At 41.6% G+C, this 25,108-nt stretch carries 21 protein-coding genes; 8 read left to right on the top strand and 13 right to left on the bottom strand.

Translation table 11 applies throughout. From position 1 onward, the window contains the following. Positions 1 to 12: 12 nt before the first annotated feature. Both QOL44_RS01520 and QOL44_RS01515 read left to right on the top strand, forming a co-directional pair. The gene (locus QOL44_RS01520) at positions 13 to 2,007 is read left to right on the top strand and encodes an alpha-1,4-glucan--maltose-1-phosphate maltosyltransferase (protein WP_009060448.1); all 1,995 of its coding nucleotides are present in this window, start codon (positions 13 to 15) and stop codon (positions 2,005 to 2,007) included. A gap of 40 nt (positions 2,008 to 2,047) precedes the next feature. Beyond that, positions 2,048 to 3,583, top strand: a complete 1,536-nt coding sequence (locus QOL44_RS01515; RefSeq protein ID WP_134373170.1) for a maltokinase N-terminal cap-like domain-containing protein — start codon at positions 2,048 to 2,050, stop codon at positions 3,581 to 3,583. A 75-nt stretch (positions 3,584 to 3,658) separates the two neighbouring features. Here QOL44_RS01515 and QOL44_RS01510 read toward each other — a convergent pair whose 3' ends face one another. The 6 genes from QOL44_RS01510 to QOL44_RS01485 all read right to left on the bottom strand — a co-directional run bounded on the left by QOL44_RS01510 (position 3,659) and on the right by QOL44_RS01485 (position 9,457). After that, on the bottom strand, positions 3,659 to 4,651 hold the full coding sequence (locus QOL44_RS01510; protein ID WP_009060450.1) for an NADP-dependent oxidoreductase: 993 nt from the start codon (positions 4,649 to 4,651) through the stop codon (positions 3,659 to 3,661). Between the two features lie 54 nt (positions 4,652 to 4,705). Further along, entirely contained in the window at positions 4,706 to 6,061 is a 1,356-nt protein-coding gene (locus tag QOL44_RS01505; protein ID WP_228343248.1) for an outer membrane beta-barrel protein, read from the bottom strand. 158 nt (positions 6,062 to 6,219) lie between these two features. Beyond that, on the bottom strand, positions 6,220 to 7,218 hold the full coding sequence (glk, locus tag QOL44_RS01500) for a glucokinase (RefSeq protein ID WP_009060452.1): 999 nt from the start codon (positions 7,216 to 7,218) through the stop codon (positions 6,220 to 6,222). A gap of 3 nt (positions 7,219 to 7,221) precedes the next feature. Continuing rightward, the gene (locus QOL44_RS01495; protein WP_009060454.1) at positions 7,222 to 8,235 is read right to left on the bottom strand and encodes a class I SAM-dependent methyltransferase; all 1,014 of its coding nucleotides are present in this window, start codon (positions 8,233 to 8,235) and stop codon (positions 7,222 to 7,224) included. 54 nt (positions 8,236 to 8,289) lie between these two features. Further along, positions 8,290 to 8,982, bottom strand: coding sequence for an energy transducer TonB (locus QOL44_RS01490; RefSeq protein WP_009060456.1), 693 nt, complete (start codon positions 8,980 to 8,982; stop codon positions 8,290 to 8,292). An 88-nt stretch (positions 8,983 to 9,070) separates the two neighbouring features. Further along, the gene (locus QOL44_RS01485) at positions 9,071 to 9,457 is read right to left on the bottom strand and encodes a hypothetical protein (RefSeq protein ID WP_009060458.1); all 387 of its coding nucleotides are present in this window, start codon (positions 9,455 to 9,457) and stop codon (positions 9,071 to 9,073) included. Between the two features lie 208 nt (positions 9,458 to 9,665). On the opposite strand from QOL44_RS01485, the gene QOL44_RS01480 reads away from it, so the two are divergent. Beyond that, positions 9,666 to 10,220: a Slp family lipoprotein gene (locus tag QOL44_RS01480; protein WP_009060460.1), complete on the top strand. Its 555-nt coding sequence runs from the start codon at positions 9,666 to 9,668 to the stop codon at positions 10,218 to 10,220. Between the two features lie 554 nt (positions 10,221 to 10,774). Here QOL44_RS01480 and QOL44_RS01475 read toward each other — a convergent pair. From QOL44_RS01475 to QOL44_RS01465, 3 genes are all read right to left on the bottom strand, one after another. After that, on the bottom strand, positions 10,775 to 11,839 hold the full coding sequence (locus QOL44_RS01475) for a PA0069 family radical SAM protein (protein WP_009060462.1): 1,065 nt from the start codon (positions 11,837 to 11,839) through the stop codon (positions 10,775 to 10,777). Positions 11,840 to 11,856: 17 nt separating this feature from the next. Then, a complete protein-coding gene (locus tag QOL44_RS01470; protein WP_009060463.1) occupies positions 11,857 to 12,873 on the bottom strand; it encodes a LysR family transcriptional regulator in 1,017 nt (338 codons plus the stop codon). A 455-nt stretch (positions 12,874 to 13,328) separates the two neighbouring features. Next, positions 13,329 to 13,739 carry a hypothetical protein gene (locus QOL44_RS01465; protein WP_009060465.1) on the bottom strand — a complete coding sequence of 137 codons (411 nt, stop codon included), beginning with the start codon at positions 13,737 to 13,739 and terminating at the stop codon, positions 13,329 to 13,331. A gap of 104 nt (positions 13,740 to 13,843) precedes the next feature. Here QOL44_RS01465 and QOL44_RS01460 point away from each other — a divergent pair, with 104 nt between their 5' ends. The 5 genes from QOL44_RS01460 (at position 13,844) to thiS (ending at position 21,377) form a co-directional block, all read left to right on the top strand. Then, complete coding sequence (locus tag QOL44_RS01460; protein ID WP_009060467.1) at positions 13,844 to 16,291, top strand: Lon protease family protein; 2,448 nt, start codon at positions 13,844 to 13,846, stop codon at positions 16,289 to 16,291. After that, positions 16,281 to 17,084: a universal stress protein gene (locus QOL44_RS01455; RefSeq protein WP_009060469.1), complete on the top strand. Its 804-nt coding sequence runs from the start codon at positions 16,281 to 16,283 to the stop codon at positions 17,082 to 17,084. Before QOL44_RS01460 ends, QOL44_RS01455 begins: the two co-directional genes overlap by 11 nt. A 107-nt stretch (positions 17,085 to 17,191) precedes the next feature. Then, positions 17,192 to 19,657, top strand: a complete 2,466-nt coding sequence (locus QOL44_RS01450; RefSeq protein ID WP_009060471.1) for a class I SAM-dependent methyltransferase — start codon at positions 17,192 to 17,194, stop codon at positions 19,655 to 19,657. Positions 19,658 to 20,052: 395 nt separating this feature from the next. Then, positions 20,053 to 21,192: a 2-iminoacetate synthase ThiH gene (gene thiH / locus QOL44_RS01445; protein ID WP_009060472.1), complete on the top strand. Its 1,140-nt coding sequence runs from the start codon at positions 20,053 to 20,055 to the stop codon at positions 21,190 to 21,192. Continuing rightward, complete coding sequence (thiS, locus tag QOL44_RS01440; RefSeq protein WP_228343249.1) at positions 21,165 to 21,377, top strand: sulfur carrier protein ThiS; 213 nt, start codon at positions 21,165 to 21,167, stop codon at positions 21,375 to 21,377. The genes thiH and thiS overlap by 28 nt, the downstream gene beginning before the upstream one ends. Positions 21,378 to 21,402: 25 nt before the next feature. On the opposite strand, the gene QOL44_RS01435 is transcribed toward thiS, so the two are convergent. From QOL44_RS01435 to gmk, 4 genes are all read right to left on the bottom strand, one after another. Beyond that, positions 21,403 to 22,557, bottom strand: a complete 1,155-nt coding sequence (locus tag QOL44_RS01435) for a 5-(carboxyamino)imidazole ribonucleotide synthase (protein ID WP_009060475.1) — start codon at positions 22,555 to 22,557, stop codon at positions 21,403 to 21,405. Positions 22,558 to 22,563: 6 nt separating this feature from the next. After that, positions 22,564 to 23,067 (bottom strand): 5-(carboxyamino)imidazole ribonucleotide mutase, encoded by a 504-nt coding sequence (gene purE / locus QOL44_RS01430; protein ID WP_009060477.1) that lies wholly within the window; start codon positions 23,065 to 23,067, stop codon positions 22,564 to 22,566. Further along, the gene (locus tag QOL44_RS01425; protein WP_228343252.1) at positions 23,064 to 23,639 is read right to left on the bottom strand and encodes a flavoprotein; all 576 of its coding nucleotides are present in this window, start codon (positions 23,637 to 23,639) and stop codon (positions 23,064 to 23,066) included. Before QOL44_RS01425 ends, purE begins: the two co-directional genes overlap by 4 nt. 256 nt (positions 23,640 to 23,895) lie before the next feature. Beyond that, entirely contained in the window at positions 23,896 to 24,519 is a 624-nt protein-coding gene (gene gmk / locus QOL44_RS01420) for a guanylate kinase (RefSeq protein WP_009060479.1), read from the bottom strand. Positions 24,520 to 25,108 lie beyond the last annotated feature (589 nt).

Genomic DNA, 25,108 nt, shown 5'->3' with positions numbered 1-25,108 from the left:
GCACTTGGAAAGATGAAGAAAAATCTCTCTAGCTATTTGCTGGACAGAGCACTTATTCCTTCTGATGGTAGAAGAAGGATCGTCATCGATCACATTTTCCCAAGGGTGGATTGTGGTGGTTTTCCTCTCAAAAGAATTGTCGGTGAGAGGATGACTGTCAGAGCCCATGTTTTTGCTGATGGGCATGAAAAGATTTCCATTCATTTTGCCTTCAAACATATCAATGAGGAAAAATGGAATGAAATCCCCATGGTGGACTGTGGAAATGACGAGTGGGAGGCATCCTTTCCTCTGAATAAGCTTGGAATTTATGAAGGGAAGGTCATTGGGTGGATTGATCATTTTCAAAACTGGCTGGAAAAACTCTATAAACTTCCTGAAGACGATAAGGAGCTTGGCGTAGAATTATTGATTGGCGTACAGCTTTTGGAAAAAAATTTCCTAGAGCTATCGCACAATGAGGAGTTGAAATGGTGGATCGAGGAGCTTAAGAATGAACGGCTTTCTATTCTACAGCGAGTACATTTAGCCAAAAATCCTGCTCTGCAGCAACTGGTTCAGAAATGTCCAGATAGAAGTTTGGGTTCGGAATCAACGGAACCTTTTTTGATTTTTGTGGAACGCCCAAAAGCCCAATTTAGCAGTTGGTATGAATTTTTTCCTAGGTCTTGGAGCATTGTAGCGGGAAGACATGGGACATTCAAAGAATGCGAAAGACTACTCCCAGAAATTGCTTCCATGGGTTTTGATGTTGTCTATTTGCCTCCCATTCATCCTATTGGGAAAAAAGCAAGAAAAGGCAAAAACAATTCTCTTGAACCGACCCCTGAGGATGTTGGTAGTCCTTGGGCGATTGGATCAGAGGAAGGAGGACATAAAGCGGTTCATCCTGCTCTAGGAACTTTAGAAGACTTCAGGCATTTTGTAGAAAAAGCAGCGCAGTATGGTATAGAGGTTGCCTTGGATATTGCATTCCAATGCTCTCCAGACCATCCTTATGTTACCGAACATCCTTCTTGGTTCAAATGGCGACCAGACGGAACGGTGCAATATGCGGAAAACCCGCCCAAAAAATACCAGGACATTATTCCCTTTGATTTCGAAACAAGCGATTGGGAAGCTTTGTGGGAAGAGTTAAAGAGCATATTTGTTTTCTGGATTAATCAAGGAGTCAAGATCTTCCGAGTGGATAATCCGCATACTAAGCCTTTGGAATTCTGGCGATGGGTCATTTGGGAGCTCAAAAAAGAGTATCCTGAAACAATTTTTCTTTCTGAAGCCTTCACCAGACCGAAGTTGCTTTATGGACTGGCAAAGAGAGGCTTCTCTCAAAGTTATACTTATTTTACCTGGAGATCGACTCCCGCTGAATTAAGGGCTTATATGGAAGAGTTGACTTCTTATCCTATTATCGAATTTTTTAGGCCTAATTTTTGGCCTAATACTCCAGATATTTTACCCTGTTATCTTCAATATGCGCCCCCTTCCATGTTTAAAATGCGCCTTGTTTTAGCTGCCACGCTGAGTTCTAATTATGGCATTTATGGTCCTGCTTACGAGCTTTGTATCAATACTCCTCTTGAACCAGGAAAGGAAGAATATCTAGATTCTGAGAAATACGAGATCAAAAAATGGGATTGGGACGCTTCTGGGAACATCAAAGATTTTATTAGAAAGGTAAATCATATTCGAAAAAATAATGTGGCTCTTCAGCGAACGGATAATATTCGGTTTGTGCAGACGGATAATCCAAGACTTCTTGCTTATGTGAAAGACGGCCCCGCGCATGCTGATCCGCTGCTCATCGTTGTTAACATGAGCAAGAACGTAGAGATGGGCTGGGTTAATTTTTCTCCTTCTTTGGTTGGATTAGAGGCTTCAAAACCTTATGAACTCATGGACCTTCTTGCTGATGTGACTTATACATGGCATGGGGATTGGAATTTCGTTAAACTTGATCCTGAAATATGTCCTGCTCATATTTTTCGGCTTTCCCAATATGGGTAGTGGCTTTATTGACAAAACCAAAAACCCACAAGTAAAAAAAATGGATCTGCTTTTTTGTCAGACTCCCCAACAAAAAGAGGCTGCAATAAAAGCTCTACAGGACTACTTACCGCATTGTCGCTGGTTTTCTTCCAAATCACAGTCAATTGTCCAGTTGGAATTTGAAGAAGAGATTTTTTTAGATCCTTTTAAGCAGGAATTTAGCCTGCTTTTTTTTAGGGTAACCTATGACAAAGGACCTGAAGCTCAAGATCTTTTTCTTTTGCCTCTCCAAAGAAAAAGTCTTCCTGAAGCTCAGCACAGTGACAGGGAAATATTGTTTTCTTGTGAGGACCTTGCTCTTTGCTGGATTGAAGCGACATCCAATAACAATATTGGCCAGTTATTTTTGGAATTGATTGTGCATAAAAAAGAAAGCAAAGGACGTCGTGGCAGTATTCGAGGAAGTTGCTCGCAGCTTTTTTTCTTTAATGAAAAGGATATTTCCTTTAAGGAAAAAGGACAATTTTTAGGGACTGAACAATCTAATAGTTCCTATATTTTCGATCAGAAATTCTTCTTCAAACTCTACAGGAAGCTGGAAGCAGGAGAGAATCCAGAATCTGAAATCCTTTCTTATCTAACGGAAAAGACTCCTTTTGGCAATATTCCCAGCTATTTGGGAAAAATGGAATTGTTCCTCAATGGTAGCAAATATGTCATTGGCTTGTTGACAAAATATGTACCTAACGAAGGCAATGGTTGGAAAAGAGCTTTAAGTTGTTTAGAAAGATACCATAAAGTTGCCCAAGAACTCCTTAGCAGTAGTGCCTTGTCTCATTTTCCTCAAGAAACATTCCATCATGATTGTTTTGGTCTGGATGCCATTTATCTTGGGGAAAGAACCGCCGAGTTACACCTTGCTTTAAGCAGTGCTCAAGGCATTGAGGGATTCGAGCCAGAACCACTACAAAAAACGGATCTAAAACTGCTTTTTGAAGAAGCCATCCAACAGATCGATAAAAAATGGATCAATGCGTCAGCGAATCCCTGGTTTCAGAGGATCCTGTCTCAACGGAATTTTACGTTCCAATCCTTAACGGAGAGAATTTCCCAAAAACTGAAAGAAAAAATAACTGATCTTGAAGAGGAGAACCCAGATAAAATAAGGATCCATGGGGATTTTCATCTCGGACAAGTCTTGTGGACTGGATCAGATTATTTTATCATCGATTTTGAAGGAGAGCCCAACCGGTCAATTGACAAAAGGAGAATGCTCTGGCCTGCATTAAAAGATGTCGCAGGTATGCTCAGATCTTTCCATTATGCTGCTTACTCTTTTTTTAGTCCAATGGATGACCCTTCTAAGAGGATCTTGGCAGCCTTCTGGTATTCGAAAATCGTCAAAATTTATTTAGACGCTTATAGAAAGAAGGTTCGATCTGCCCCAATACTACCCTCAACGGAGGAAAGTTTCTTTGCCTTACTTGATTTCTTTTTAATTGAAAAAGCAGTATATGAGGTAGGCTATGAGTTGGGTAGTCGACCAGCATGGGTGCCAATTCCTTTACTGGCTCTTTTAGATCTTATTGAATGAGTTTCTTTTTCTTCCTGTATCCAGACCAAGTATCCCTCTTTCTCTGGCTCAAGCTAAGAGGATTAAAAATAGAAATCAGACTTCGACCACTGTCTTTCCTATGGGAGCATTAGTAAAAATGGAGTGAAGGGCCTTTGGAGCATTCTCTAGCCCATGAAAGACATTTTCTCTATGCTTTAGTTTCTTTTCTTTGACCCAAACTTCCAATCTTCTAATAGCTTCTGGCCATCTATCTGTCCGATCGCCCACAATGAATCCTTTGAGAGTAGCACGAGCGGAATGTAACCGTTCAAAATTTTTTATAGCATACGGAGTTTTTACATTATACTGGGAAATCATCCCACAGATGACTACTCGACTATTTTTTCTAAGAAAAAGTAGCGCTGTATCCAACGTCTCTCCTCCAACATTATCATAATAGAGATCAATACCTTCAGGAACGTATTGCTTAAGTTTTTCCTCTAAATTTTCCCTTTTTTCATTAATTGCAGAATCAAAATTCAATTCCTCAAGGAGAAACCGACACTTTTCTTCTGAATCTGTTATTCCAACAACTTTACAGCTATGCATCTTTGCAAATTGTCCTGCAGTCATTCCGACCGTTCCAGCGGCGGCTGATATCAACACGGTTTGTCCAGCTTGCGGCTTTCCGTAATCAAACATGCCAAGGTAAGCCGTTATTCCAGGCATCCCTAGCACTCCTAAAAAAGCTGGTAAAGAGGCAATCGATGGATCAATTGGCCTCAGCTCCCTTTCATTCGACAGACCATATTCCTGCCATCCTAGATATCCCAATACGTATTGACCAGATTGGAAAACTGGACTCTTGGACTCCACCACTTCTCCGACAGACCAACTTTCCATGCGGCTTCCTGGTTTTACTCCTCTACTAAAGGTGGTTGGTTCTTCGGTAAGAAGCCTCAAATAAGGGTCAATCGAAACATAGCGATTTTTAACCAAGACCTCACCCTCTTTGGGAGTGGGGATGTCGGTAGATACGATGGAAAAATGGGACTCATTGATGAGGCCTTCTGGTTTTTTTACAAGGATTACCTGTTTGTTTTTCATAATGTAAACCTACTGCATGCAAGAAGAAGAACAAGAAGCAGAAATTTTAACTTTTTACCAAAACAGATAGGCCACTTCAACGGCGGCAAAGAAAGCGGGGCCGTTGGAAATAGGCACACCAGGAAGTCCCAAAGGTTCCAGGATAACTCCAGCAACATCTTTGCCCCAGTCCATTCTTCCTTCTGCTCGCATCATTAAGTTCTCCCATAGGTCAAATCGGAAGGTAAGGGTCGAACTCCAGATATCTGTTCTGCCAATATGCTGGTAGAGTATTTCGTTATTGCTTCCTTGTATCCAATCCTGTCTAAAGGCAATACTTAGAAATGCTGTCAGTTGGTATTTCATCCAAAAACTTGCTCCGAACCAATCCGAAGAAGCAGGTTGAAGGAAAGGATCGTTAGGCAGGCTTACTCCCCCATTATAGAAGCCTCCGGTATACTCCATAGCCAGAAGGAGTCTATCCTTGGTTATCTGAGGGATCCATGCCCCATAAATGTCTCCAAGGAAAAAAGGCGCTGAGCGATTAAATGGGCTTTCTCTGAATACGCCAGTTCCTGGAAAATCTGGGTAGAAGCCAAAGCCGGGAGGATTTGCTCCATCCGGACCAAAGAGCAAAGAGGCAGTCAATTGGGCATTCTTTTTTGGAGTTTCATATTTTAAAGAAGTAATAAATAGCGAAGAAAAAGGTTCATTGTTCACGAAACCGAAAAAAGGATAACCGCCTCTAGATGTGTTGAATCCTCCATCGGTTATCCCCAAGGTTAGTTCAAAAGCACTTGACAAAGGATAGATAGCCTCGATCCCAACTAAAATTTCGGGAATCAAATTTGAAAATATTAACCCATAAGAAAAGTTGAGGTTTGCGGGTCTTTCCATTAGCTCAAAGGCAAAAGGCGACATAAACTTCCCCATTTTTATATCCAACCCATTGCCTACTGGTACTCTGAACTGGGCATAGGCTTGAGCTAAAAGAAAAGAACCAGTGTTAAAGACAAGACCAGAATTATTAGCAGTGCCTAAACCAGTTATATTGTCTGGCATCCCCATGGATGCAGCATCCTGTCCAATCATAAGATCCGTCCTGAAACCAGCCTGCCACTCATTCAATTCAGACATTGGTTTTTCAGCTACCAGATACACCTGATTCAAATTCCATCCGCCTCCCGCAATACCATCGCTTTCCATACGGGTAGGAATTTGAGCCGTCATGGCTCTGTTGGCTCCTGAATGAGCAGAAATAAAATTATAGGTATAGCTTGTGTCCAAGTAACCAGTAAGAGAAAGGACCGGAGGCTTTGTTTCTACAGCAATGCCTCCTTCCTCAAGAGCTTTTTGTAATTCAGCCACACTGCCTGGCTGCAGATCCTCAGAAAAGGCGAAGGGATTGGATCCAACAAAAATAGAAATCAAAAGGATAATCGTTCTATAAGTCCTAAAGAAAGAAAGGGCACACAAGAAAGGTGGATTGATATTTGTGCAAGGTATAACCAAGGGCAATTTTTTTCTATTAAAAAAATTCTATAAAAGCAAAATTCAAATATGGCCTTTTGCTTAGGGATTATAAAGTGTTAGATAGATTTTAAAAGAGCCGTTTCTTGCAGATAACGTAAGGCCCCATAGATTCCTAAAAAGGGCGTAACTACCACAATGATTGGTATTGTCTTCAGAAAATAAGAAAGTCTTCCTTTATCACAGAATGATTCCTTAAAAAAAGGTTCTTTTAATTTTTCTATGATATGAGGGACTATGCCCCCAGCAATATACACCCCCCCAGAGGCTAAAAATTTCAGAGCTAAATTTCCAGCCTCCGCCCCAAGTAAGGATACAAAGAGATCAAGAGATTGCACGCACAAAGAAGAGTCCTTGGCCAAACCATGAGAAGTGATGGATTGGGAAGGATCTTCACTCTGTTCTATCTCTTCATCTATAGAGTTCTTTTCCAAACCTCCTCTCCCAGTTGATTGCAAATAGCGGTAAATATTTAAAAGACCAGGTCCTGAAAGCACCCTTTCATAACTCACATGTCCAAAGAGACTATGCAAATATCTAAACAAGCCAATTTCCAATTCATTCCTTGGAGCAAAATCAACATGCGCACCTTCGGATGGGAAAGGGACATACCGGCCATTTTCCCATCTTAAGCCTGCTTCTCCAAGGCCTGTTCCGGGTGCAATCAGTGCTTTACAACCTGTGCTCGAGGCTTTTCCATCTTGAATAATAACACTATCTTTTGCCCCTAAAACAGTTACTCCATAAGCAGCAGCTTCTAGGTCATTTATTAGAAAAGTATGCTTTGTTCCACAAACTTCACGGAGCTTTTCGATTTCGATCGACCAGGGCAAATTCGTCAACTGGACTTTCCCATTGATAACAGGACCAGGAAAACCAAAACAGGCCGCTTGCGGTACCGCCTTCGTCTTTTTTAAATACTCACCTACAAGCTGTTGAAAATCGGCTACCTCTTTACTCTTAAAATATTCCACATGCCAAAGGGAATCTTTTGAATCGACTGACTCAAAAAGAGCAAGCCGTACGTGCGTCCCTCCTATATCGCCAACAAGTATCATGATTCAACCCTTAGTCCCAACGAAGATTGCATCAAGGCCATTTTCTAGCTGGAATTTTTGAACAGACAAACCGCATGCTTCAAGAAATCCTTCAATTTCGTTGGCTCCAAGCAATCGATTCCCTTCTACATTTTCATGCAAATTTTGAAAAGCAATGGGTTTCAATTTGTCTTGCTTAAGGTAATCCAGTTTTTCTGGCCAAAGAGGTTCCCAAACCAAAACCTTCGAATCTGATTCTAGATGGGCAGCTAATTTTTCAACGAGCCTACTTTTCTCTGACCACAAGTGGTGCAGGGTACGGCTAAAAGTAAACAAAGAAACTTTTGGAGGTAAAGAACATGCAAAAAAGTCTGCAAAAATAAATTGTAGCCTTTCTTTTTGCCCTATAGAAAGTGCCTGTGCTTGCTCCACTCCCTCTCTGCTTACATCGATACCAATCCCTTTGAGTTTTGTAAATCTTTTGGCAAGGTTTCTTAAAAGCCAACCATTGCCACACCCAATATCCACCACAACCCCTCCCTGCCGATCAATCTCTTCAATGAAAGGAATCTTGGGAAGCACTTCATTCAGGAAGAGAGAAGAAAACTTATGTTCCATCATGGCCCACATCCATGGGAAAACCCCTGGATCTTCAAATGGCGGAAAGGTATGGAGATGCCCTCCTGTTTTGGCAAATTTCAAAATCTGAGAAGTCATCAAAGGATAGAAAACGGATTGAAAAGCAGCCGGAAGCGCCTTCTGCTTGGTATTTTCATCGACAAAGAGCTGACCCAGCGGAGCAAGAGAATAGAGAGCTTCTGTTTTATCGAGAAAATCAAAAGCATAAGCAGCCATACAAAATCTCTTTAAATATTCAGATTCGATTCCGGTTTTTTCTTCTAGGCTTTCTATGGAGAGCTTTCCTTGAGTATGTAAAGTTTCAAAAATACCAGTCGTTACCCCAAGGTAGGCAACGTTTAAAGCTTGGAGAGTGGGGATAAGATCATTCCATTGCGTCAAGAGCTTTTCTAAATTCATACTTTACAATACGAAAGAATAAAAAACGGAGAAAGCTTTTTTGATGCGCTGCAATCAATCGTTTACAAGCTTGAATCTTATAGGAACGATCACATAAGAAGTAACGGGTATGCCTCCCATCTTTGCAGGATTAAACTTCCACCTTTGAACGGTTTCTAACGCTGATTTATCCATGGGAAGGAAACCTGAGCTTTTGGTCAATTGGACACTCACTGGTCTACCTTCTGGAGAGACACAAACTTTTAAAACAACGACCCCTTCTTGTCCTCGACAGCGACATTCTTCAGGATAAGGTGGAATAGGATTATGCAGATAATCTGGAGAAGCAGAACAACTACTCCCCCCTCCTCCACTTATATTCCCACGAACCAGATTTCTTGCGTTTTTCCCTTTTCCTACAGTACCTTTCCCATAATTTGGAGCGGCTTTAGCAAGTGGGCTAGCAGCCTTTGTCTCTTCTTTTTTCTTTTCTAGCAACGAAAAATCTTCTCTCTTCTGCACTTCTTCCACTTTATCCTGCACTGGTTCTTGAGGATGTTCCGTTTTTTCTTCAGGTTTTCCAGAGGCCCCTTCTACCAGCTCTACCTGTGAATAACCAACAGCCCCGCCCATAGCATACTGTGCTTTCTGATAGAAGAATGATCCAAATCCAAACAAAACCAATGCATGCAACAGAACCGAGAAAATAAATCCAATAATCCCCTTTTTCCTAATTTCCATAATTTCATTGCCCCTCTGTGCGATCATAAAACTGATTCATTTATTTTTTTTTGTTAAGAAATAAAAAAGAAGACAACTGCAAGGTTTCATTGCAGCGGTGGATGCTCAATAATATTTATACAAACAGGTATTTTGGAGGGGGAGTTGGGGGAGAGTCCTTATAGGAAGAAAAGTAGGAAAAATCTAAATAAGGCAGATAAGAATCCAACGAGTGATGCTTTCCAAAAAGGACAAGCAGAGAAGACACAAAAAGAACTTCTTTTTCGAAAGAAGACGTGGGATTAGACTGAAAAGGCCACTTATGAAAAGATCTAGGAATTTTTTCACATATCTGGCAATTTCCTTTTCCTGCTAATGTCTTTTGTATGGCTTTAGGCCAAGAATCTTTTTGGGAATAATAACAAAACATTTTGCTCCAAGCTATGGACTGAAGAATCAATAAATGACCTCCACCAATCCACACTAAGGCAAAAAAGATCAGAAAATATCCCACTTTTTTCATTCTTTTCTTTATAATAATGGCTAGTTAGCCCAAGAACAAATCCCATTGCTAAAAATTTACAAAGCATGTGTTAGGAGTAGGGAGATGATCTAGGGGATAGGATGACTATAGCTTTAGATTTTTCTGCTTATAGATCTTTTTCCTTGCGCATTCGCTTGAAAGATGTGTAGAACAATTTTGTTCAAAAAAGGTTCATCCTTTATTAAAAATGAAGTATCTTAAATTCCTCATTTTTTTTCCCATAGCCTTCTTAATTTCTTGCAGTCCCTTTTCAAGTACAGTCAAAAAAGAAACTCGCGGTCAGCCCTCTTTCTCTCAGCTTTTAAGGAATCCTCAGGCCTATAAAGGCCGAGTCGTTATGTTTGGCGGCACTATCGCTCAAACAAAAAACATGAAAAACATAACGCTCATTGAAGTCATTCAAAAACCCTTGGATAGTTCCTCTGATAGGCCTCTGGACACAGATCGTAGTGGGGGAAGATTCCTAGTAGCTACATCCAAATTTCTCGATCCTTCCATCTACAGCAAAGATAGAGCCATTACCGTTGTAGGGAAAGTTCGTGGCGTACAGCCAGGAGTGATCGGTAAAAGATCGTATAACTATCCAGTCATTGAAGCCACTCAGATTCATCTTTGGTCAGAATCCTATTATTATCCAGGATATTATTATCCTCCAGGCTATTTCTGGGGTCCAGGCTGGGGTTGGGGTTGGGGCCCTGGCTGGGGCTGGGGATGGGGCTGGGGTCCAGGTTGGTGGTGGTAACCAGACGGAATAAAGGATAGTTATTGCTATTGCCATGCCCATCTAGTCATAAAGAGGCATGGCGAACATCTATTTGCCGAAGGAGTTGGGCGCACTGATCAGTCGGAGCCTAAGCAGGCAGTAGCGCAAGGCAGTGGGAAGGAGTATTGCTCGCTAAACGGACCCAGACAAACTGGCGGGATACCCCCACAAGGACTCTCTGTGTATGATCGGCCAAAATGTGATGAGAACGCCGTACATACGTCTACACAAAAGTCTTCAGCGCCATGCAAAAGGAGGTTCTCAAGAATCAGCGGGAAGCGCTGGAAAGGTTTTGTCTGGCAAAACGGTCGCCGAACAACTGAGGGCTTGAATATAGCGGACTAAACTACAAGAAAAAGAATTTTCTTACGTATGAGGGAGATAGTTAAGAGGTCAGGCTAATTCTATCCCGCTTCCCCAAAGAACGTAACGGTCTTGGCAATCCCAGAGGATCCCAGTCCAAAACAAGGCGAAGAGAACGAACTTGGGACAGGCCTAAGCAAGTCTCCAAGTAGGTTTTTAGGAACAGCAAATTATAAGGATTCAAATAAATCCATCTCTGCATCAGGCTTTTGCTGTTGAATGGCCATGGGTTTTTCGTTCAATCTATTTTTGCGTAAAAAACAACTAAACCATTGGCTAAATTCAGCGGCTATTTTACCGCTCCCAGAAAACCTTGTTCCAAAATGGCTATCTGTTAGCTTGCCTTCTCTAAACTCTTTGATTCGACAGAGGATTTTTTCCTTTTTTTCAGGATAATGGTAAGCAAGCCACTCCAAAAAGAGATCACGCACCCCCCATGGCAACCTCAATAGGGAATAGCCGGCATAGGAAGCTCCAGCTTCGGAAGCTGACTTCAAAATCTTAGGCATTTCAAAGTCATTTAATCCGGGAATAATCGGTGCAACCATTACCCCCACGGGGATGCCCGCGGCAGCCAGAGAGGAGATTGTTTCAAGTCTCAAAGCAGGAGAGCTTGCTCGCGGCTCCAGTATAGCTGCTAATTTTGGATCAAGAGTTGTTATAGAAAGAAAAACACTTAGAAGATTTTCTTTTGCTAAAGCTTTCAGTATGTCCAGATCTCTGCACACAAGCCTACTTTTAGAGATGAGAGTGACTGGATTGTGATATTTAAGAAATATCTCTAGGCAACTTCGGGTTAACTTAAAATGGGCCTCGCAAGGTTGATAACAATCGGTGACCCCACTGACCATAACCACTCTTGGCTTCCATTTAGGAGAGCGCAGAGTTTTTTCCAATAGCAATGGGGCTTGTGTTTTAACAAGGATCCTGCTTTCAAAATCTACCCCTAGAGAAAAACCCAAATACTCATGAGTCGGTCGTGCATAACAATAAATGCAGCCATGTTCACAGCCTCTATACGGATTAAGGCTAATTTCAAATCCTAAGTCTGGGCTTTTGTTATACGATAAAATTTCAGAAGTGGGATCTTCATAAAAGAGGGTCTTTTGTACCTTCCGACCTACTGTATATTCCTCTTCCCAGACTAACTTGAGCGAATCAAATCGGTTTGAGGGATTCGAAAGAGCTGCTCTCCCATGCCATCCACGCTCAACTTTTAGAGGAGTATCTTTCACATCCTACTATTTAGCATTTAAGCAGTCTTGCCAACAGCATTTTTTAGTGAATGATTCTTCGTTTTCTGCTCGGAAGTTTCAGAAATCCTATTGGACATCTTCATGCAAAGATCCACAAGCGCTTGAGTGGCACGACTTTTCATTTTGTCGTTAGGCTCAATGATGTTTATCCACCATTCTACTCCGTGTGGAGGATTGATCTCACTAAAGAGAAGATCTGAATTGCTATGTTCAAGTACACGCCGAGCTACAAATCCAATACCCATCTTTGCTCTGACCGCTTCCTTTACCGCATCCGCTCCGCTAACTTCAAAACACAACTTAAATCGTAATCCCTTTTTTTCTATTTCTCTTTCAATCGTTTTCCTTACTCCCGATTCAGGTTCCCTCCATATAATTGGATAATCAATCAGTTCTTCTAGCATTACCCCATTTTTCCACCGGTCCGCCTTTGGATGATCCTTCCAGTAAATCAACACAATCTGATCCTTCCACCATCTTTTAATTTGAAAAGTCTCAGGGACTTCCTCCTCAATAGGATCTTCTACAAAACCCAAATCCAAATCACTCATTCTACGGAAAAGCTCATGCGTTGGCGCAGTTTCAACAGAAATACGAATACCTGGGAACTTTTTTTGAAATTCTACCAAAGAAAGTGGAATATAATAATTAGACGCAGTCACCGTAGCCCCAATACGCAAGGTACCAGCGTACAATCCTCTTAACCTTCGGATATATCCTTCGGCTTTTTTCATATTCTCTTCAAGGGCAACGGCAAATACCATTAACCCTTCGCCAGCAGGAGTAAGAACCACTTCATGCCCTTTTCTACGGTATAAAGGCTCGCCGACAGCCATATTAAGTTGCCGAAGCCTAGCAGAAATCGCTGGTTGGCCAAGATTTAAGAGCTCCGCTACCCGTGTAACACTTTTTTCTCGTATGACTTTTAAGAGCGTCAGTAAGTGATTCGGATTGAGTTCTACTGTATCTGCTCCCTGGATTTTCTGAAAAATAAAGTCATTATCATTTTCCATGATAATATAATTTTTTTTTTTAAAATAAAAGTCAATAAATTTTATCAATAGATTTTGTAAAAAAGTTTATATAAAAATAAAATTATTAATTTTTTTCTAATATTCTTCAAAAAATAAGAAACTCTTTAGTCTTTGAACCTATAATTAACAGTAGGTTCAAGGCCCAGAGACAGGTAGACTCAATTGGTGTCAATGAGACAGAGCAGAAGCTGATCTAGCAGTTGCAAAAGAACAAAATTTTCTAAAAAGAAAAAGGCTTTGAATGCTTGCTTCCGATGCGAAAGGGGACGCCTATATTCTTTCTTAAATAGAATGGGTAGCTTGCCTCTCTGGTGATGAGCTTGGCTACCTATCGTTAAGAATGAAGCAAAAAGAAGAATTATAGAGGGAGGTTGCTTGCTGGCTTTATTGCCTTTTTAGGTGACAGTGTTTTTCAGGATCCAAAATGGATTTTCTTATTTTTTTATAGCCCACCAATAGCGAAACTCGCTGAACCTCAGGGTTCCCCGATGTCTACCAACCCATCTAGGAACATAAGGGAGTTCTTGGCGTTTTAGCAAAATGATCCCATCGGCTCCATGTTCAACGGCCACCCTGGCCGCATGCTTCCGTTGCCTATTGGTTTCAATCAATCCCAAAACCCGGTAAGGATAATTAGGCTGAGAGTCAACCCAGACATCAACAGGGACTGTTTTCCCATCTATCACAAGGGAGAGGATTTGAGGTTTTGATCGAACACTCCCGGGGCCATGCCGTTCCGGCTTCGGAGCAGGAAAAAAACTCGTTTTGGCTAGAACCGGCGAGCTCAAAAGAAGAAGACTAAAAAAGATAAAACTAAGCTTTTGTATTTCTCTTGATTTAAGCATGATACTTAATAATGAAAAAAACCAATCGAGAAAAGGTAAAAAGCAAAAAATTTTTATGATTTTTGTCTTTCTTTTACACGCATTGAATCTATTGAATAGCCATTATGTCTTCACCAGCCCCCCTTACTAGAGAACAAATAGACATACAGTTAGATTTTCAACACATTCCCTATGAGTCAACCGCAGAGATTCCTGTTGGGATCCATTTCATTGGACAACAAAGGGCCTATGATGCCTTTGACTTTGGCTTATCCGTTTCTAAACCGGGTTATAACATTTTTGTCATGGGACCTCCTGGAATAGGTAAAAAAGCTTTTTTAGAAAAGATTTTGCAAGAACGCGCTGCAACGGGGCCTTTGCCTTCTGATTGGTGTTACGTGTTTAATTTTGAAGAGGAAAACAAGCCCAAAGCCTTAGCGTTTGCAGCTGGGAAAGCTTCAGAATTTGCTGAAGATATGGCTAGAGTTGTCGACGATCTGAAGATAGGAATTCCCTCTATCTTTGAAAGCGACGAATATAGAACGAGAGCTCAAGAAATTGAACAAGAATTTCTTGATCGGCGGGAAGAAGCCCTTAATCAACTTAGGGAAAGGGCTCAAAAAGAAGGGATCGCCCTTCTGCAGACACCAGCTGGCATTGCTTTTGCTCCTTTTAAGGGGGGAGAAGTTCTTGATCCAGAGAAATACAACGCGTTGCCTGAAGAAGAAAAAAGAAGGATAGAAGCAGCCATTCGAAAGCTGCAAGAAGAACTCACGGCTATTCTCAGACAGATTCCAAAGTGGAGGAAAGAAGCTCAGAACAAATTGCGAGAACTCAACCGGAGTTATATTCAGGGGTTAGTTTCCAGTTTGTTTGAGGAGCTGAAAGCTAAATACAAAAAAATGGAGGCGGTGTTACTTCATCTGGAGGAAATCCAAAAAGATGTCTTAAAAAACGCTGAAAATTTCCGTCTGCCTCGGGAATCTGAGGGCCCTCCCATTCCTGGTATGTCTGGACCAAGCCAATCGATGGAATATTTTCTTAGGCGCTATAAGGTCAACGTTATCATTGATCATTCTAAATCCAAAGGCATCCCCATCGTCTTCGAAGATAATCCTACCTTTGTAAACCTCACCGGCCGAATTGAACATATCGCTCAAATGGGCGCCCTCCTCACTGATTTCACACTGATACGTCCGGGAGCCTTACACCGTTCCAATGGAGGCTATCTTATTGTGGATGCTTTACGGGTTCTTTCTCATCCCTATTCTTGGGAAGGACTAAAACGGGCCTTACGCAGCCAACAGATTAAAATAGAGCCTTTAGGAGAAGCTTTGGGATTATTGAGCACGGTATCCTTAGAACCACAACCTATTCCTTTAAATCTAAAGGTTATCCTGATCGGTGATCGGTTGATCTATTACCTGCTCTATCAATTTGACCCTGAGTTCAAAGACCTCTTCAAAATCACCGCTGATTTCAGCGAAGAATTCGATGCCTCTCCTCAAAATCTTCTTCCCTACTGTCAACTAATTGCTTCCCTCTGCCAAAGCCAGGGCATAGCTCCACTCGAAAAGTCGGCACTACGGCTGATTGTTAAGCAGAGCTTGAGATTTTCTCAGGATGCAAAGAAATTTTCCCTAAATATACGAAAAATCCTCGATCTTTTAGAAGAAAGTGAGTACTGGAGAAAAAAAGAAAATGCTCCATTAATTTCTGCAGGACATGTGCAATCCGCTATTATATCTTCTTATAAAAGGATCAACCGGGTAGAGGAACAATTAAAAGAGTCGATCCAGCGCCAAATCCTACTCGTTGAGACCAAAGGAAGGAAGGTAGGGCAAGTCAATGGGCTAGCCGTAATAGATATGGGGAATTTTATGTTTGGCTATCCAACAAAAATCACCGCCAGAGTTAGATTTGGCAACGGGCATGTCATTGATATAGAAAGAGAAGTCAAATTAAGTGGTCCTATCCATTCGAAAGGAGTTCTTATTCTTTCTGGTCTTCTGGCAGGCAGGTATTTGCCAGAGGAACCTCTATCGCTAAGTGCCACACTTGCTTTCGAACAATCCTACTCCCTTGTAGAAGGGGATAGTGCTTCAGCAGCGGAACTATGTGCTCTTCTTTCTGCCCTTTCCGAGTATCCCATTTATCAATCCATTGCTATTACCGGGTCAATCAATCAGCTTGGAGAAATCCAAGCCATTGGAGGGGTGAATGAAAAAATTGAAGGGTTCTTTGACACCTGCTCTGTCAGGGGATTCGATGGGAACAATGGGGTCATTATCCCCTCGTCCAACCTTCAACACCTCGTTTTGAAAGAGGAGGTACTGGAAGCTGTGGAAAAAGGACTCTTTAAGATATATGCGGTGAAAACAATTGATGAGGCGATGGAAATTCTTACTGGAATACCGGCCGGAGAGAGGGACGCTCAAGGAAAATATCCGCCAGAAAGTATCAATGGAAAGGTTGAAGCAAAGCTATCCCAATTTGCGAAACGGGCTCAAAAATTTACTTCTCCAGACCAAAAAGCTGCGAGCATAGCTGCAGAAGAAAAAAATGATAAGTAAAATCCTTCTTTTCGAAAATGTGCCGTTTTCACTTAGAATGGCAGCCTTGCTGGCCTCAAAGTTTAGAGCAGAACTTTTAGGTCTATTCATTGAGGATCTCAATCTTCTAAGACTTAGCTCTCTGCCTTTTGCCTTTGAAACAGAGATCCATTCAGCTCTAACAAGATCCTTAGAACCTGAATCCCTTCTTAGAAGATTTCGAACAATGGCAAACCAAATGGAACAACAAATAGCAGCCATTGCCAAAGAACTCAACATTCCCTGGTCCTTTCAGACCGCTCGAGGTTTCCTCTGGATGGAACTCATCGAAGCAGCAAAAAACTGTGATCTCATCATCGTCTCTCAAAAAGGACCCTTTTCTAATTTTCTATCTTTTTATGAAGACCCCCTTTTTCAATTGCTAGAAGAAGCCAAAAAACCCGTGCTTTTCCTTCCATCCGACAAACCCCTGGAACCACCCTTTGGAGTATTGATCAATCCTTCCAAAGATTTCCTTCCCATTCTTACTTTTGCCGCAAACCTCGCAAAAAAGTTTAACGGCGCGCTGACACTCTTTGTCTTCAATGGGAGCCTGTCCTCTACCCAAAAAAATTACATCGAAGAGCTGGCTAGCGACATGGCTCAACTTTCCGTTATTGAAGGCTTAGGGAAAGATCCAATGGCTCTTGTCTCTACTATTGCTGAAGAAAAAATAGGTTTGCTGATTTTTTCTATGACTGGAATCGGCTTGAAAAAAGTCACTTTGAAGTCCTTACTGCGGAAGCTCCACTGTCCAGTATTGTTATCTCCATAAGCCTTTGTCAAAATTCAGTTTTGCACACTTTGTTGATTTAAAAAAATTCGCATATAGACTTGCCTCACCCGATTATTATGAATTAAAAAAATAGCGGTGTTGCTTTCATGACTGCGAATACTTTAAACCCATTTTGTCATCCTATCCTTTCTCTTTATCCTGAAAGACTCACCCCTGATTCGGCCTGGCATAGCCACATCCCTTTTGCATTTTGGGTGACAGCCGCTGCTGCACCCCAGCTCTTCGTTGAAATTGGTCTCTATAAACTTGACTCATACTGTGCTTTTTGTCAGGCCGTTAAATATTTACACTATCCCACCGCCTGTTATGGCATTGATCACTGGAATGGGGATGAAAATACGCCTCCGGTAGAAAAAGAAGAGCAAGAACTGCTCGAAGCTTATCATTATCCTCGCTACGGTTCTTTTTCAAAACTCCTGTCCACTAGCTTCGATGACGCACTGGACTTTTTCAAAGATGGCTCCATAGACCTCCTGCATATCGATGGATCTTCAACCTATCCTTCCGTTCGTCATAATTTCGAAAAATGGCTGCCGAAGATGAGTGACCGAGGCATTGTTCTCCTCCATGGCACCAATGCCCGGGGAAAAGACTATGGAAGCTGGTTGTATTGGGAAGAAATAAAAGAATCCTATCCCTACTTCCATTTTCTGCATGGCTATGGACTTGGTGTCCTGGCCGTAGGCAAAGAAATAGCTGAGCCTTTAAAACCTTTGTTCGATCTTAAAAAAGAAGAGATCGATGTCGTTCGTTCTTTTTTTATGCGACTTGGAGAAGGAATCGAAGCCATTGTAAGAAATGAAAAATTAAGAAAAGAAAAAGAAAATCTTTCTAGAAAAATAAAGGAGCTGGAGACCAATATTCAGGAAAGTGCAATCCTAAGAATTCAATTTAAAGAAAAAGAAAAAGAAGCTACTGAGCTTGCTGAAAAAATAAAAGACTTGGAAGAAAAAGAAAAAGAGTTCTGCCGCAATCTTTCTGTTCTCACAAAGCTCCCCTTAGAAGAACCACTGGATCTATCCCTTACTTTCAACTCATTAAAGGAATTTCTTTCTGAACAGGATCATCAGCTCAAGATTCTGAATGAGCAACTACAGCTCCTGCAAAAAGAAAAAGAAGCCTTACAACAAAAAGAAGAAGAGCTCAACAAAATAAAACAACTGAGTGCCCAAGAAAAAACAGTCAGTAGTATACAAAGCCCAATCAAGACTCCAAAAACAAGTTCTACTATCGAACAACTCAAAGTCGTTATTGAAAAAGAGCCGACTCCATTCGATTCTGCAGAAAGCCTAAAAAAGACACAACTCCATTTATCCAACCTAGAAAAAGAATTTCATACCTATCAGAATCGATTGATTGAAGAAATTCGTAGAATAAACTGCTTGGATGCTAAAAGATTAGAGCAACAATGTAAAATGTATCGAAAAACAGCCAAGAAGAACTCTTTTTTTGCCTGTCTTTTTAATCCAAAAGCAAGAGAAGAAAACAAGCTGTTTGAAAAGGTGCTTCAACTCAATCTTTTTGACCCTGATTTTTATGTTCTCCAGGCTCCTGATGTCCCTAAAGAAGAGGCTTTACGGCATTATATCAGGGAAGGCTATATGGCCGATCTCAATCCCAATCCCTATTTCGACACAGCTTTCTACATCAAACAAAACCCAGAGGTGACACAGCAAAATATCAATCCACTCATTCATTATATAGAAGAAGGGGCGATCAACAGGAAAAATCCTAGCCCTTACTTTGATACCCAATATTACTTAGAACAGTATCCAGAAGTAGCTGAACAACAATTAAATCCCCTTTCCCATTTTTTGATTCAAGGAAGAAAAGAAGGAAGGCTCTCTCGACCCATTCTCAAAATTGGATCTCGGATGCGCCCGAATTTGCTGCTTAGAGAAGCTTCAAACAACCCTCCCTGTCCAGTCTGTGGCAAAGAGTTGCCAATCAAAATCTCTTCCACGCCCAGCCATGATCAGATCCTTTGTCCCTATTGCCATTCAAAAGAATTAGATTTTGAATTAAGTAATAAATTAATTGAAGAACTGAATCTTCCCGCCAAATCTTTAAAAGAAGCAACCGAAAGCCTACAACAAACAAAACTTCTCCTCCTTGGCTTATCTAAACCAATGCAAGAGATTTTGTCAGGTTGTAAAGAAGCCTTTTCTAGTCCAACTCTACAACTGCAAAGTCATGAGCCACTACCTAGTGAATCTTTTGACATTGGGGTTGGAGCGCTTCCTGAAACTTTTAGCTATGATAATAACCCAATCTTCGATCAAATCTTTATGGCTTTGAAACCAGCTGCCAAATTTATTTTTTCTTTGCCTCTTTACGCTAGCATTCCCTTAACAGAGAAAGAAAAAGAAGCAGCCGAGCAAGCCAACATGACTTTGTCTCAGGCTCTCACTAATGAAACCAAACCTACTCCAATCGCCTTTCAAATTTTAGAAAAACTAAAAGAAAGTGGCTTTCAGTTGATCAAACCTAGCGAAGTGAATCCTGACCTCCCTCTTCCTAGAGTAATCGTCATGGTAAAGAAGAGTGTTTAACAAAACGACAAGCTTATTTTCTATGCCAACGTTTTAGCTAAGTCTGCTAGCCAAGAATCCTACGATGCTAGAAAGCTAGGGGGAGTACCTTTACTCTAGCTGCCTAATGAAAGAAAAATACTCGGCGGTTGCATACGTCATCGCCTACCCATTATGGAATGATCTGGGGTAGCCTTAATATTAGTCGATGCCGCTTTTGTGCTTTTGAGATAGTTAGCCAGAAGATTCACCGGTGCCTCCAGTTCCAAAAAGAAATTATCCGAAATGGACTATGGCAAAAGTTGCTCATGGAGTAGCTATCCAACACTCAAACCATAACCCGTAGTGATGGCGCTAGGAGTGTGCGTTATAGACCTTGCTTTTGTTTCCATTTTTATTTTATTAGATTTATATCCATGACTTTTCCTAGTTTGCGTAAACTCCCCTTTTATTCACAAGCCAACGATCGGCTTTTATCGAAATTCTGGAAGCTTCTTTTACCAAAAACCGATGATGAACTGCAGGCGCTTGCTCTGGAAGCCAAAAGAATTACTCAACTTTATTTCGGGAAGACCTTGCGGCTTTATGCCCCTCTTTATCTTTCCAACGAATGCATTAATAGCTGTTCCTATTGTGGTTTTTCCAGGGACAACTCGATTTTGAGGCTTACCCTTACTCCATCAGAAGTTCTTCAAGAGGCTACGTATCTTTGGAACGAAGGCTTTCGTTCGATCCTCCTTGTGGCTGGAGAACATCCAAAATTTGTCTCTTTAAGTTATCTAGAAGAGTGTGTAACCAAAATTCGTCCTCTCTTTCCGTCAATCGCTATAGAAGTTGCGCCTTTAGAGACTGCTGAGTACGAAAGAATGATAGAAGCAGGAGTAGAAGGGGTAGTTGTTTATCAAGAAACTTATAATCCTGAACTCTATAGCCTATACCATCGTTTTGGTCCCAAAAAAGATTTTTTCTGGAGACTCGAATCAGTGGAAAGAGCGTATGCTGCCGGTGCACGAAGATTAGGCATAGGAGCACTCTTTGGGCTGGCTCCATGGAAAGAAGAAGCACTTTGTCTGGCTGCACACTGCTCTTATCTTTTGAAAAAATGTTGGCGTGCCTATCTTACCATTTCTTTGCCTCGGCTTCGGCCCGCAGCCGGCGGGTTCACCCCTCCTTATCCATTGGGTGATCGGGATATTTTCCATTTTATGTGCGCCTTCCGTGTCTGCTTCCCTCAAGTTGGCATTGTTCTTTCTACTAGGGAAGAGCCCGCATTTAGAGAAAGATTGATCCCATTTGGAATCACGGCGATGAGTGCTGGTTCCAGAACAGAACCAGGAGGCTATACTTTGGCCGGAATCCACGCTCTACACAGAGGTTCTAAAGGAAAAGTAATAGCACTCTGTGAAGAAGAAAAAAAAGTGGCTAAAGCCACCGAACAATTCGAAATAAGTGATAGAAGAGATGCTAAAGAAATTGCTACCGTTCTCAAAAAAATGGGCTATGAGCCTGTATGGAAGGATTGGGAATCATGCCTGAACAAATCCAAATTACAGTGAATGGTCAGCTTATTTCTGTGCCAAAAAACACCTCCGTTCTACTGCTTCTCAAACAATTGAATCTCGATCAGAACATTGTTTTTGTTGAGTTAAATAAAAACGCTCTATTAAAAAAAGAATATGAGCAGACTATTCTCCAACCAAATGATAGGCTTGAGCTTGTCCGCGTAACAGCCGGAGGATAGTTTCCTGTTAAGCTCTAAGCATCCACTAGTCTTGAGCCAAATTGTTTTCCAGAATTTGTAAAGCTTGTTTATCCAAAGCTAAAATATCCTCAACCTTCTCTCCAACTATACAGTAATGGCCCATCTTTCTTCCCACTCGAGGCTGTTTCTTCCCATAAAGATGCAGTTTTAAACCGGGCAGTTTTAACAATTCTGCCCAATTCGGCTGATTGTCTCCCCGCCATAAGTCTCCCAATAGATTACGCATGCACCCATTACATCTGGCAGTGGTTTCACCCAAAGGAAGATTACAGATGATTCTTAGCAGCTGTTCAAATTGGCTTGTTATGCAGACATCCAGGCTAAAGTGCCCTGAATTATGAGGTCTAGGCGCCAATTCATTGACTAGAATATCCTCGTTCTCAGTCAAAAAGAATTCCACAGCCAAAAGCCCGATTAAGTCCAAAGCAGAAGCTATTTCGAAAGCAATCTCCATGGCTTCCTTTTCCAACCTTTTTCCTAAGCCCGAAGGAATAATTGTAAAGTCTAAAATTCCTTTCTTATGGAAATTCCGTGGAATTGGGAAAAAAGAAACATTCTTTTTATGATCCCGGCCAATAATAACAGAAAACTCAGCAAGAAGCTCAACCCTTTTTTCAAGCAAGGCTACATCTGGTTTTCCTATATTCTCCCATGCTAAAAAACAATCTTCAATGGATGACAAAGAAACCTGTCCTTTTCCATCATAGCCAAGCTGCGCGGTCTTTAGAATCGACGGGAAACCAAGTTCAGCTGCTACAGAACCTAATTCCTCGGGTCTATTCACCACCTTGTAAGAAACCGTAGGGAAGCCGCGTTTGGATAAAAACTCTTTTTCACGAACCCTATGTTGGCATATTTCAAGCACAGCTGCAGATGGGAAAAGAAGCGATTCTTCTTCGAGTTTTCTTAGGGCTAAAGAAGAAATATTTTCAAATTCGTAGGTAAGCACATCGGCAGCAGCAGCAAAATCCATTAATTTATCGATGTCATCGTATCCCCCAATCCAATGCTTATCAGCAATAGCTGCCGCTGGACAAAAAGGATCAGGATCATAGATCACCACTCCATAGCCAAGCCTTCTAGCCTCCATCGCGGCCATTCTTCCTAACTGGCCGCCTCCAAGAATACCAATCACTGCTCCTGGCAAAATTTCTTTCATAAACCATCACAAAGATTCCTCAAGGACTTTTCTAGTTTGTTCTGCCCGGAATGCCTCTAGCTTTTCAGCTAACTGCTTATCCTCTAAGGCCAAAATAGAAACGGCCAATAAAGCCGCATTTTTTGCCCCACTTTCTCCAATCGCTAAACAGCCTACCGGTATCCCAAATGGCATTTGAACGATTGAAAGGAGCGAATCCACTCCACGAAGCACTTTACTCTCAATGGGTACCCCAAGGACAGGCAACCTCGTATAAGAAGCAATCATACCAGGCAGGTGCGCAGCCCCTCCGGCTCCTGCAATTATTACTCGAATCCCTCTCTTGGCCGCGCTCAGTCCGTAGGTCCTGAGAAGCTCAGGTGTTCTATGGGCCGATACAATTTTTTTTTCACACCTAACGGAAAACTCTTCCAGGATATCGACAGCCGCCTTCATTGTCTGCCAGTCGGATCGACTGCCCATAACGACTCCTACAAGAGGAAAGGATTCATTGTTTTGTCCTTGGTTCATCTATTCAAAGCCTTTCTATTCATGCTTTTCAAAGGAAACTTTTTCATAATTTTCAGGCAGATCTCCTCCACAGGCCATAACCTACCCATACCATAATCCCCACAGGCAAGCTCTCCCTCCTCTGGACCAATGAATTCCACCCCCCTTTGCTTCAATGTCTGCACATTTTGCTGTACAGCAGGATGCCGCCACATCTGAACGTTCATAGCTGGAGCAATCCATACGGGGGCAACGGTTGCAAGCAAGAGGGAGGTCAACAGATTGGGCGCTAGCCCTAGGGCATACTCTGCGATAATATTGGCAGTAGCTGGAGCAAGAAGAATGAGTCCTGCCTTCTGAGCTAGTTCGATATGAAGTGGTCTGCCATTGAGTAAGTTTTCCTGCATCTCATCTGTATACGCTTTCCGGTGTGTCAGGCACTCAAAAGAAAGCGGTTTAATGAATTGAGTGGCTGCTGGAGTAAGAACAGCATCCACCATATAGCCTTCCTTAGAGAGAACACTTGCTAGCTCCACAGCCCTAAAAGCCGCAATCGATCCACTCACACCAAGAACTATTGAAAAAGAATCCATGGTTTTCTCTTGGCTCATAGAAAGAACTATCTTACGCGGTGGACTTTTTCTGTATAGTAGGACATAACCACTAAAATCAAAGCATAATAAAAGAGAACCACTAAAATTTTTGTGAATCTTTTATGTTCTTCATTAACTACGCTTTTTATAGCATCTAATTATTGCATCTAATTATTGACCTAGCTGCTGCCTGTACGCTTCGTAGAAACGGAGTGTTTCAAATGAAAAAAACGCCTTTTATTCTTAATAGTAAATCTCAAAAAGGTGCTTCAATCAATGTGAGTCTACGGCTCAGATAACGCTCAGCACGCATGATCGCTCTAAATTTTGTTAAATCTTCTTCCATCGAACCACTAAGAATGGTGTATTTAAATTCAGGCCAAAGTTTCATTTCTTCCCTGGCTGCTTTCAACCGAATGGCCAGCTCCTCTTCGGTTTCTGTTCCTCTCTTCCTTAACCTTCTTTCCAGCTCTTCAATAGTCGGAGGCATGATAAAGACATCGACTAATGCATTTCTTAATAGGGGATCATTACTTTGCCGGATCTGCCTGGCACCCTGAACATCTATGTCCAATAGGACATCTGTACCGTTTTTCAATGCATCGATTACGGTGCTCTTCAACGTTCCATAGTAATGACCGTGAACCTTAGCATGCTCAAGGAATTCCTGAGCCGATAGCTTTTGCAAAAACTCTTCCTCAGTTAAAAAAAAATAATCTTCTCCATTCACTTCTCCTACCCGAGGCGGCCTAGTCGTACAGGATATGGAAAAGATGAAGTCTGGGCTTTTCCTTAAATTAGTACAAAGAGTGCTTTTCCCTGCTCCAGAAGGAGCTGATATTACAAATAAAATTCCTTCTCTTCGAAAAAACTTTTGCATTAAAAAAAATATTCAAAATTCAATCGCAAAATAAAGAAAATCTTCAGCATACACTGTTTTTTTTCTTACAACAAAGAGCGGAACGAATTAAAATTTTTTACTGCTAAATTTTATATTTCCTATCCATCAGATCCCCTGCCTTTTATTTTTGATAGTCAGGATAGCTTAGCGCCACATAAAGACCGGTTTCTTTACTGTTCCTAAAAACATACATCCTAGGGACTTGCTCACGCCTGCCCCAGGTACGTTCTTTCCGCCTTGGTTTTGTACCGGGATGATTCAGGATTAACAAGACCGTTTCATTCTCCAGAGGAGCTGGACAGTATTAGTCTGATCTCTTAATTATCTCCCCTAAACGCAAGAAAATTCTTTCTCTTGTAGTTTCGTCTGCTTGCTTTCAATCCCCCAGCCGTTCGGTTACCGTTTTATCCTGGGCCAGACAAAATCTTGCCAGAGCTTCCCACTGAGCCCTTAGATCCTTCCTTTTGCCTGGCACTAGAGACTTTTGTGTCGGCGCTTATGCGGTGGCCTCATCACTTTTTGCTACTGCGTGCTTACGCTCCGACCGATCAGCATGGCAAACTTCTTT

This window comes from Candidatus Methylacidiphilum fumarolicum, from assembly GCF_949774925.1.
GTDB lineage: Bacteria > Verrucomicrobiota > Verrucomicrobiia > Methylacidiphilales > Methylacidiphilaceae > Methylacidiphilum > Methylacidiphilum fumarolicum.
The sequence above is the reverse complement of the archived record's forward strand: the minus strand, read 5'-3'. Positions and strand labels throughout refer to the sequence as shown.

Coding starts and splice junctions, on each gene's coding strand:
- QOL44_RS01495 (WP_009060454.1), bottom strand. CDS start 8,235: ATGAATTTAGAAAAGCTCTTGACGCAATGGAATGATCTTATCCCCACT.
- QOL44_RS01425 (WP_228343252.1), bottom strand. CDS start 23,639: ATGGATTCTTTTTCAATAGTTCTTGGTGTGAGTGGATCGATTGCGGCT.
- QOL44_RS01515 (WP_134373170.1), top strand. CDS start 2,048: ATGGATCTGCTTTTTTGTCAGACTCCCCAACAAAAAGAGGCTGCAATA.
- QOL44_RS01510 (WP_009060450.1), bottom strand. CDS start 4,651: ATGAAAAACAAACAGGTAATCCTTGTAAAAAAACCAGAAGGCCTCATC.
- QOL44_RS01455 (WP_009060469.1), top strand. CDS start 16,281: ATGATAAGTAAAATCCTTCTTTTCGAAAATGTGCCGTTTTCACTTAGA.
- QOL44_RS01450 (WP_009060471.1), top strand. CDS start 17,192: ATGACTGCGAATACTTTAAACCCATTTTGTCATCCTATCCTTTCTCTT.
- thiH (WP_009060472.1), top strand. CDS start 20,053: ATGACTTTTCCTAGTTTGCGTAAACTCCCCTTTTATTCACAAGCCAAC.
- QOL44_RS01470 (WP_009060463.1), bottom strand. CDS start 12,873: ATGGAAAATGATAATGACTTTATTTTTCAGAAAATCCAGGGAGCAGAT.
- glk (WP_009060452.1), bottom strand. CDS start 7,218: ATGATACTTGTTGGCGATATAGGAGGGACGCACGTACGGCTTGCTCTT.
- purE (WP_009060477.1), bottom strand. CDS start 23,067: ATGAACCAAGGACAAAACAATGAATCCTTTCCTCTTGTAGGAGTCGTT.
- QOL44_RS01460 (WP_009060467.1), top strand. CDS start 13,844: ATGTCTTCACCAGCCCCCCTTACTAGAGAACAAATAGACATACAGTTA.
- QOL44_RS01520 (WP_009060448.1), top strand. CDS start 13: ATGAAGAAAAATCTCTCTAGCTATTTGCTGGACAGAGCACTTATTCCT.
- QOL44_RS01485 (WP_009060458.1), bottom strand. CDS start 9,457: ATGAAAAAAGTGGGATATTTTCTGATCTTTTTTGCCTTAGTGTGGATT.
- QOL44_RS01465 (WP_009060465.1), bottom strand. CDS start 13,739: ATGCTTAAATCAAGAGAAATACAAAAGCTTAGTTTTATCTTTTTTAGT.
- QOL44_RS01480 (WP_009060460.1), top strand. CDS start 9,666: ATGAAGTATCTTAAATTCCTCATTTTTTTTCCCATAGCCTTCTTAATT.
- thiS (WP_228343249.1), top strand. CDS start 21,165: ATGCCTGAACAAATCCAAATTACAGTGAATGGTCAGCTTATTTCTGTG.
- QOL44_RS01490 (WP_009060456.1), bottom strand. CDS start 8,982: ATGATCGCACAGAGGGGCAATGAAATTATGGAAATTAGGAAAAAGGGG.
- gmk (WP_009060479.1), bottom strand. CDS start 24,519: ATGCAAAAGTTTTTTCGAAGAGAAGGAATTTTATTTGTAATATCAGCT.
- QOL44_RS01435 (WP_009060475.1), bottom strand. CDS start 22,557: ATGAAAGAAATTTTGCCAGGAGCAGTGATTGGTATTCTTGGAGGCGGC.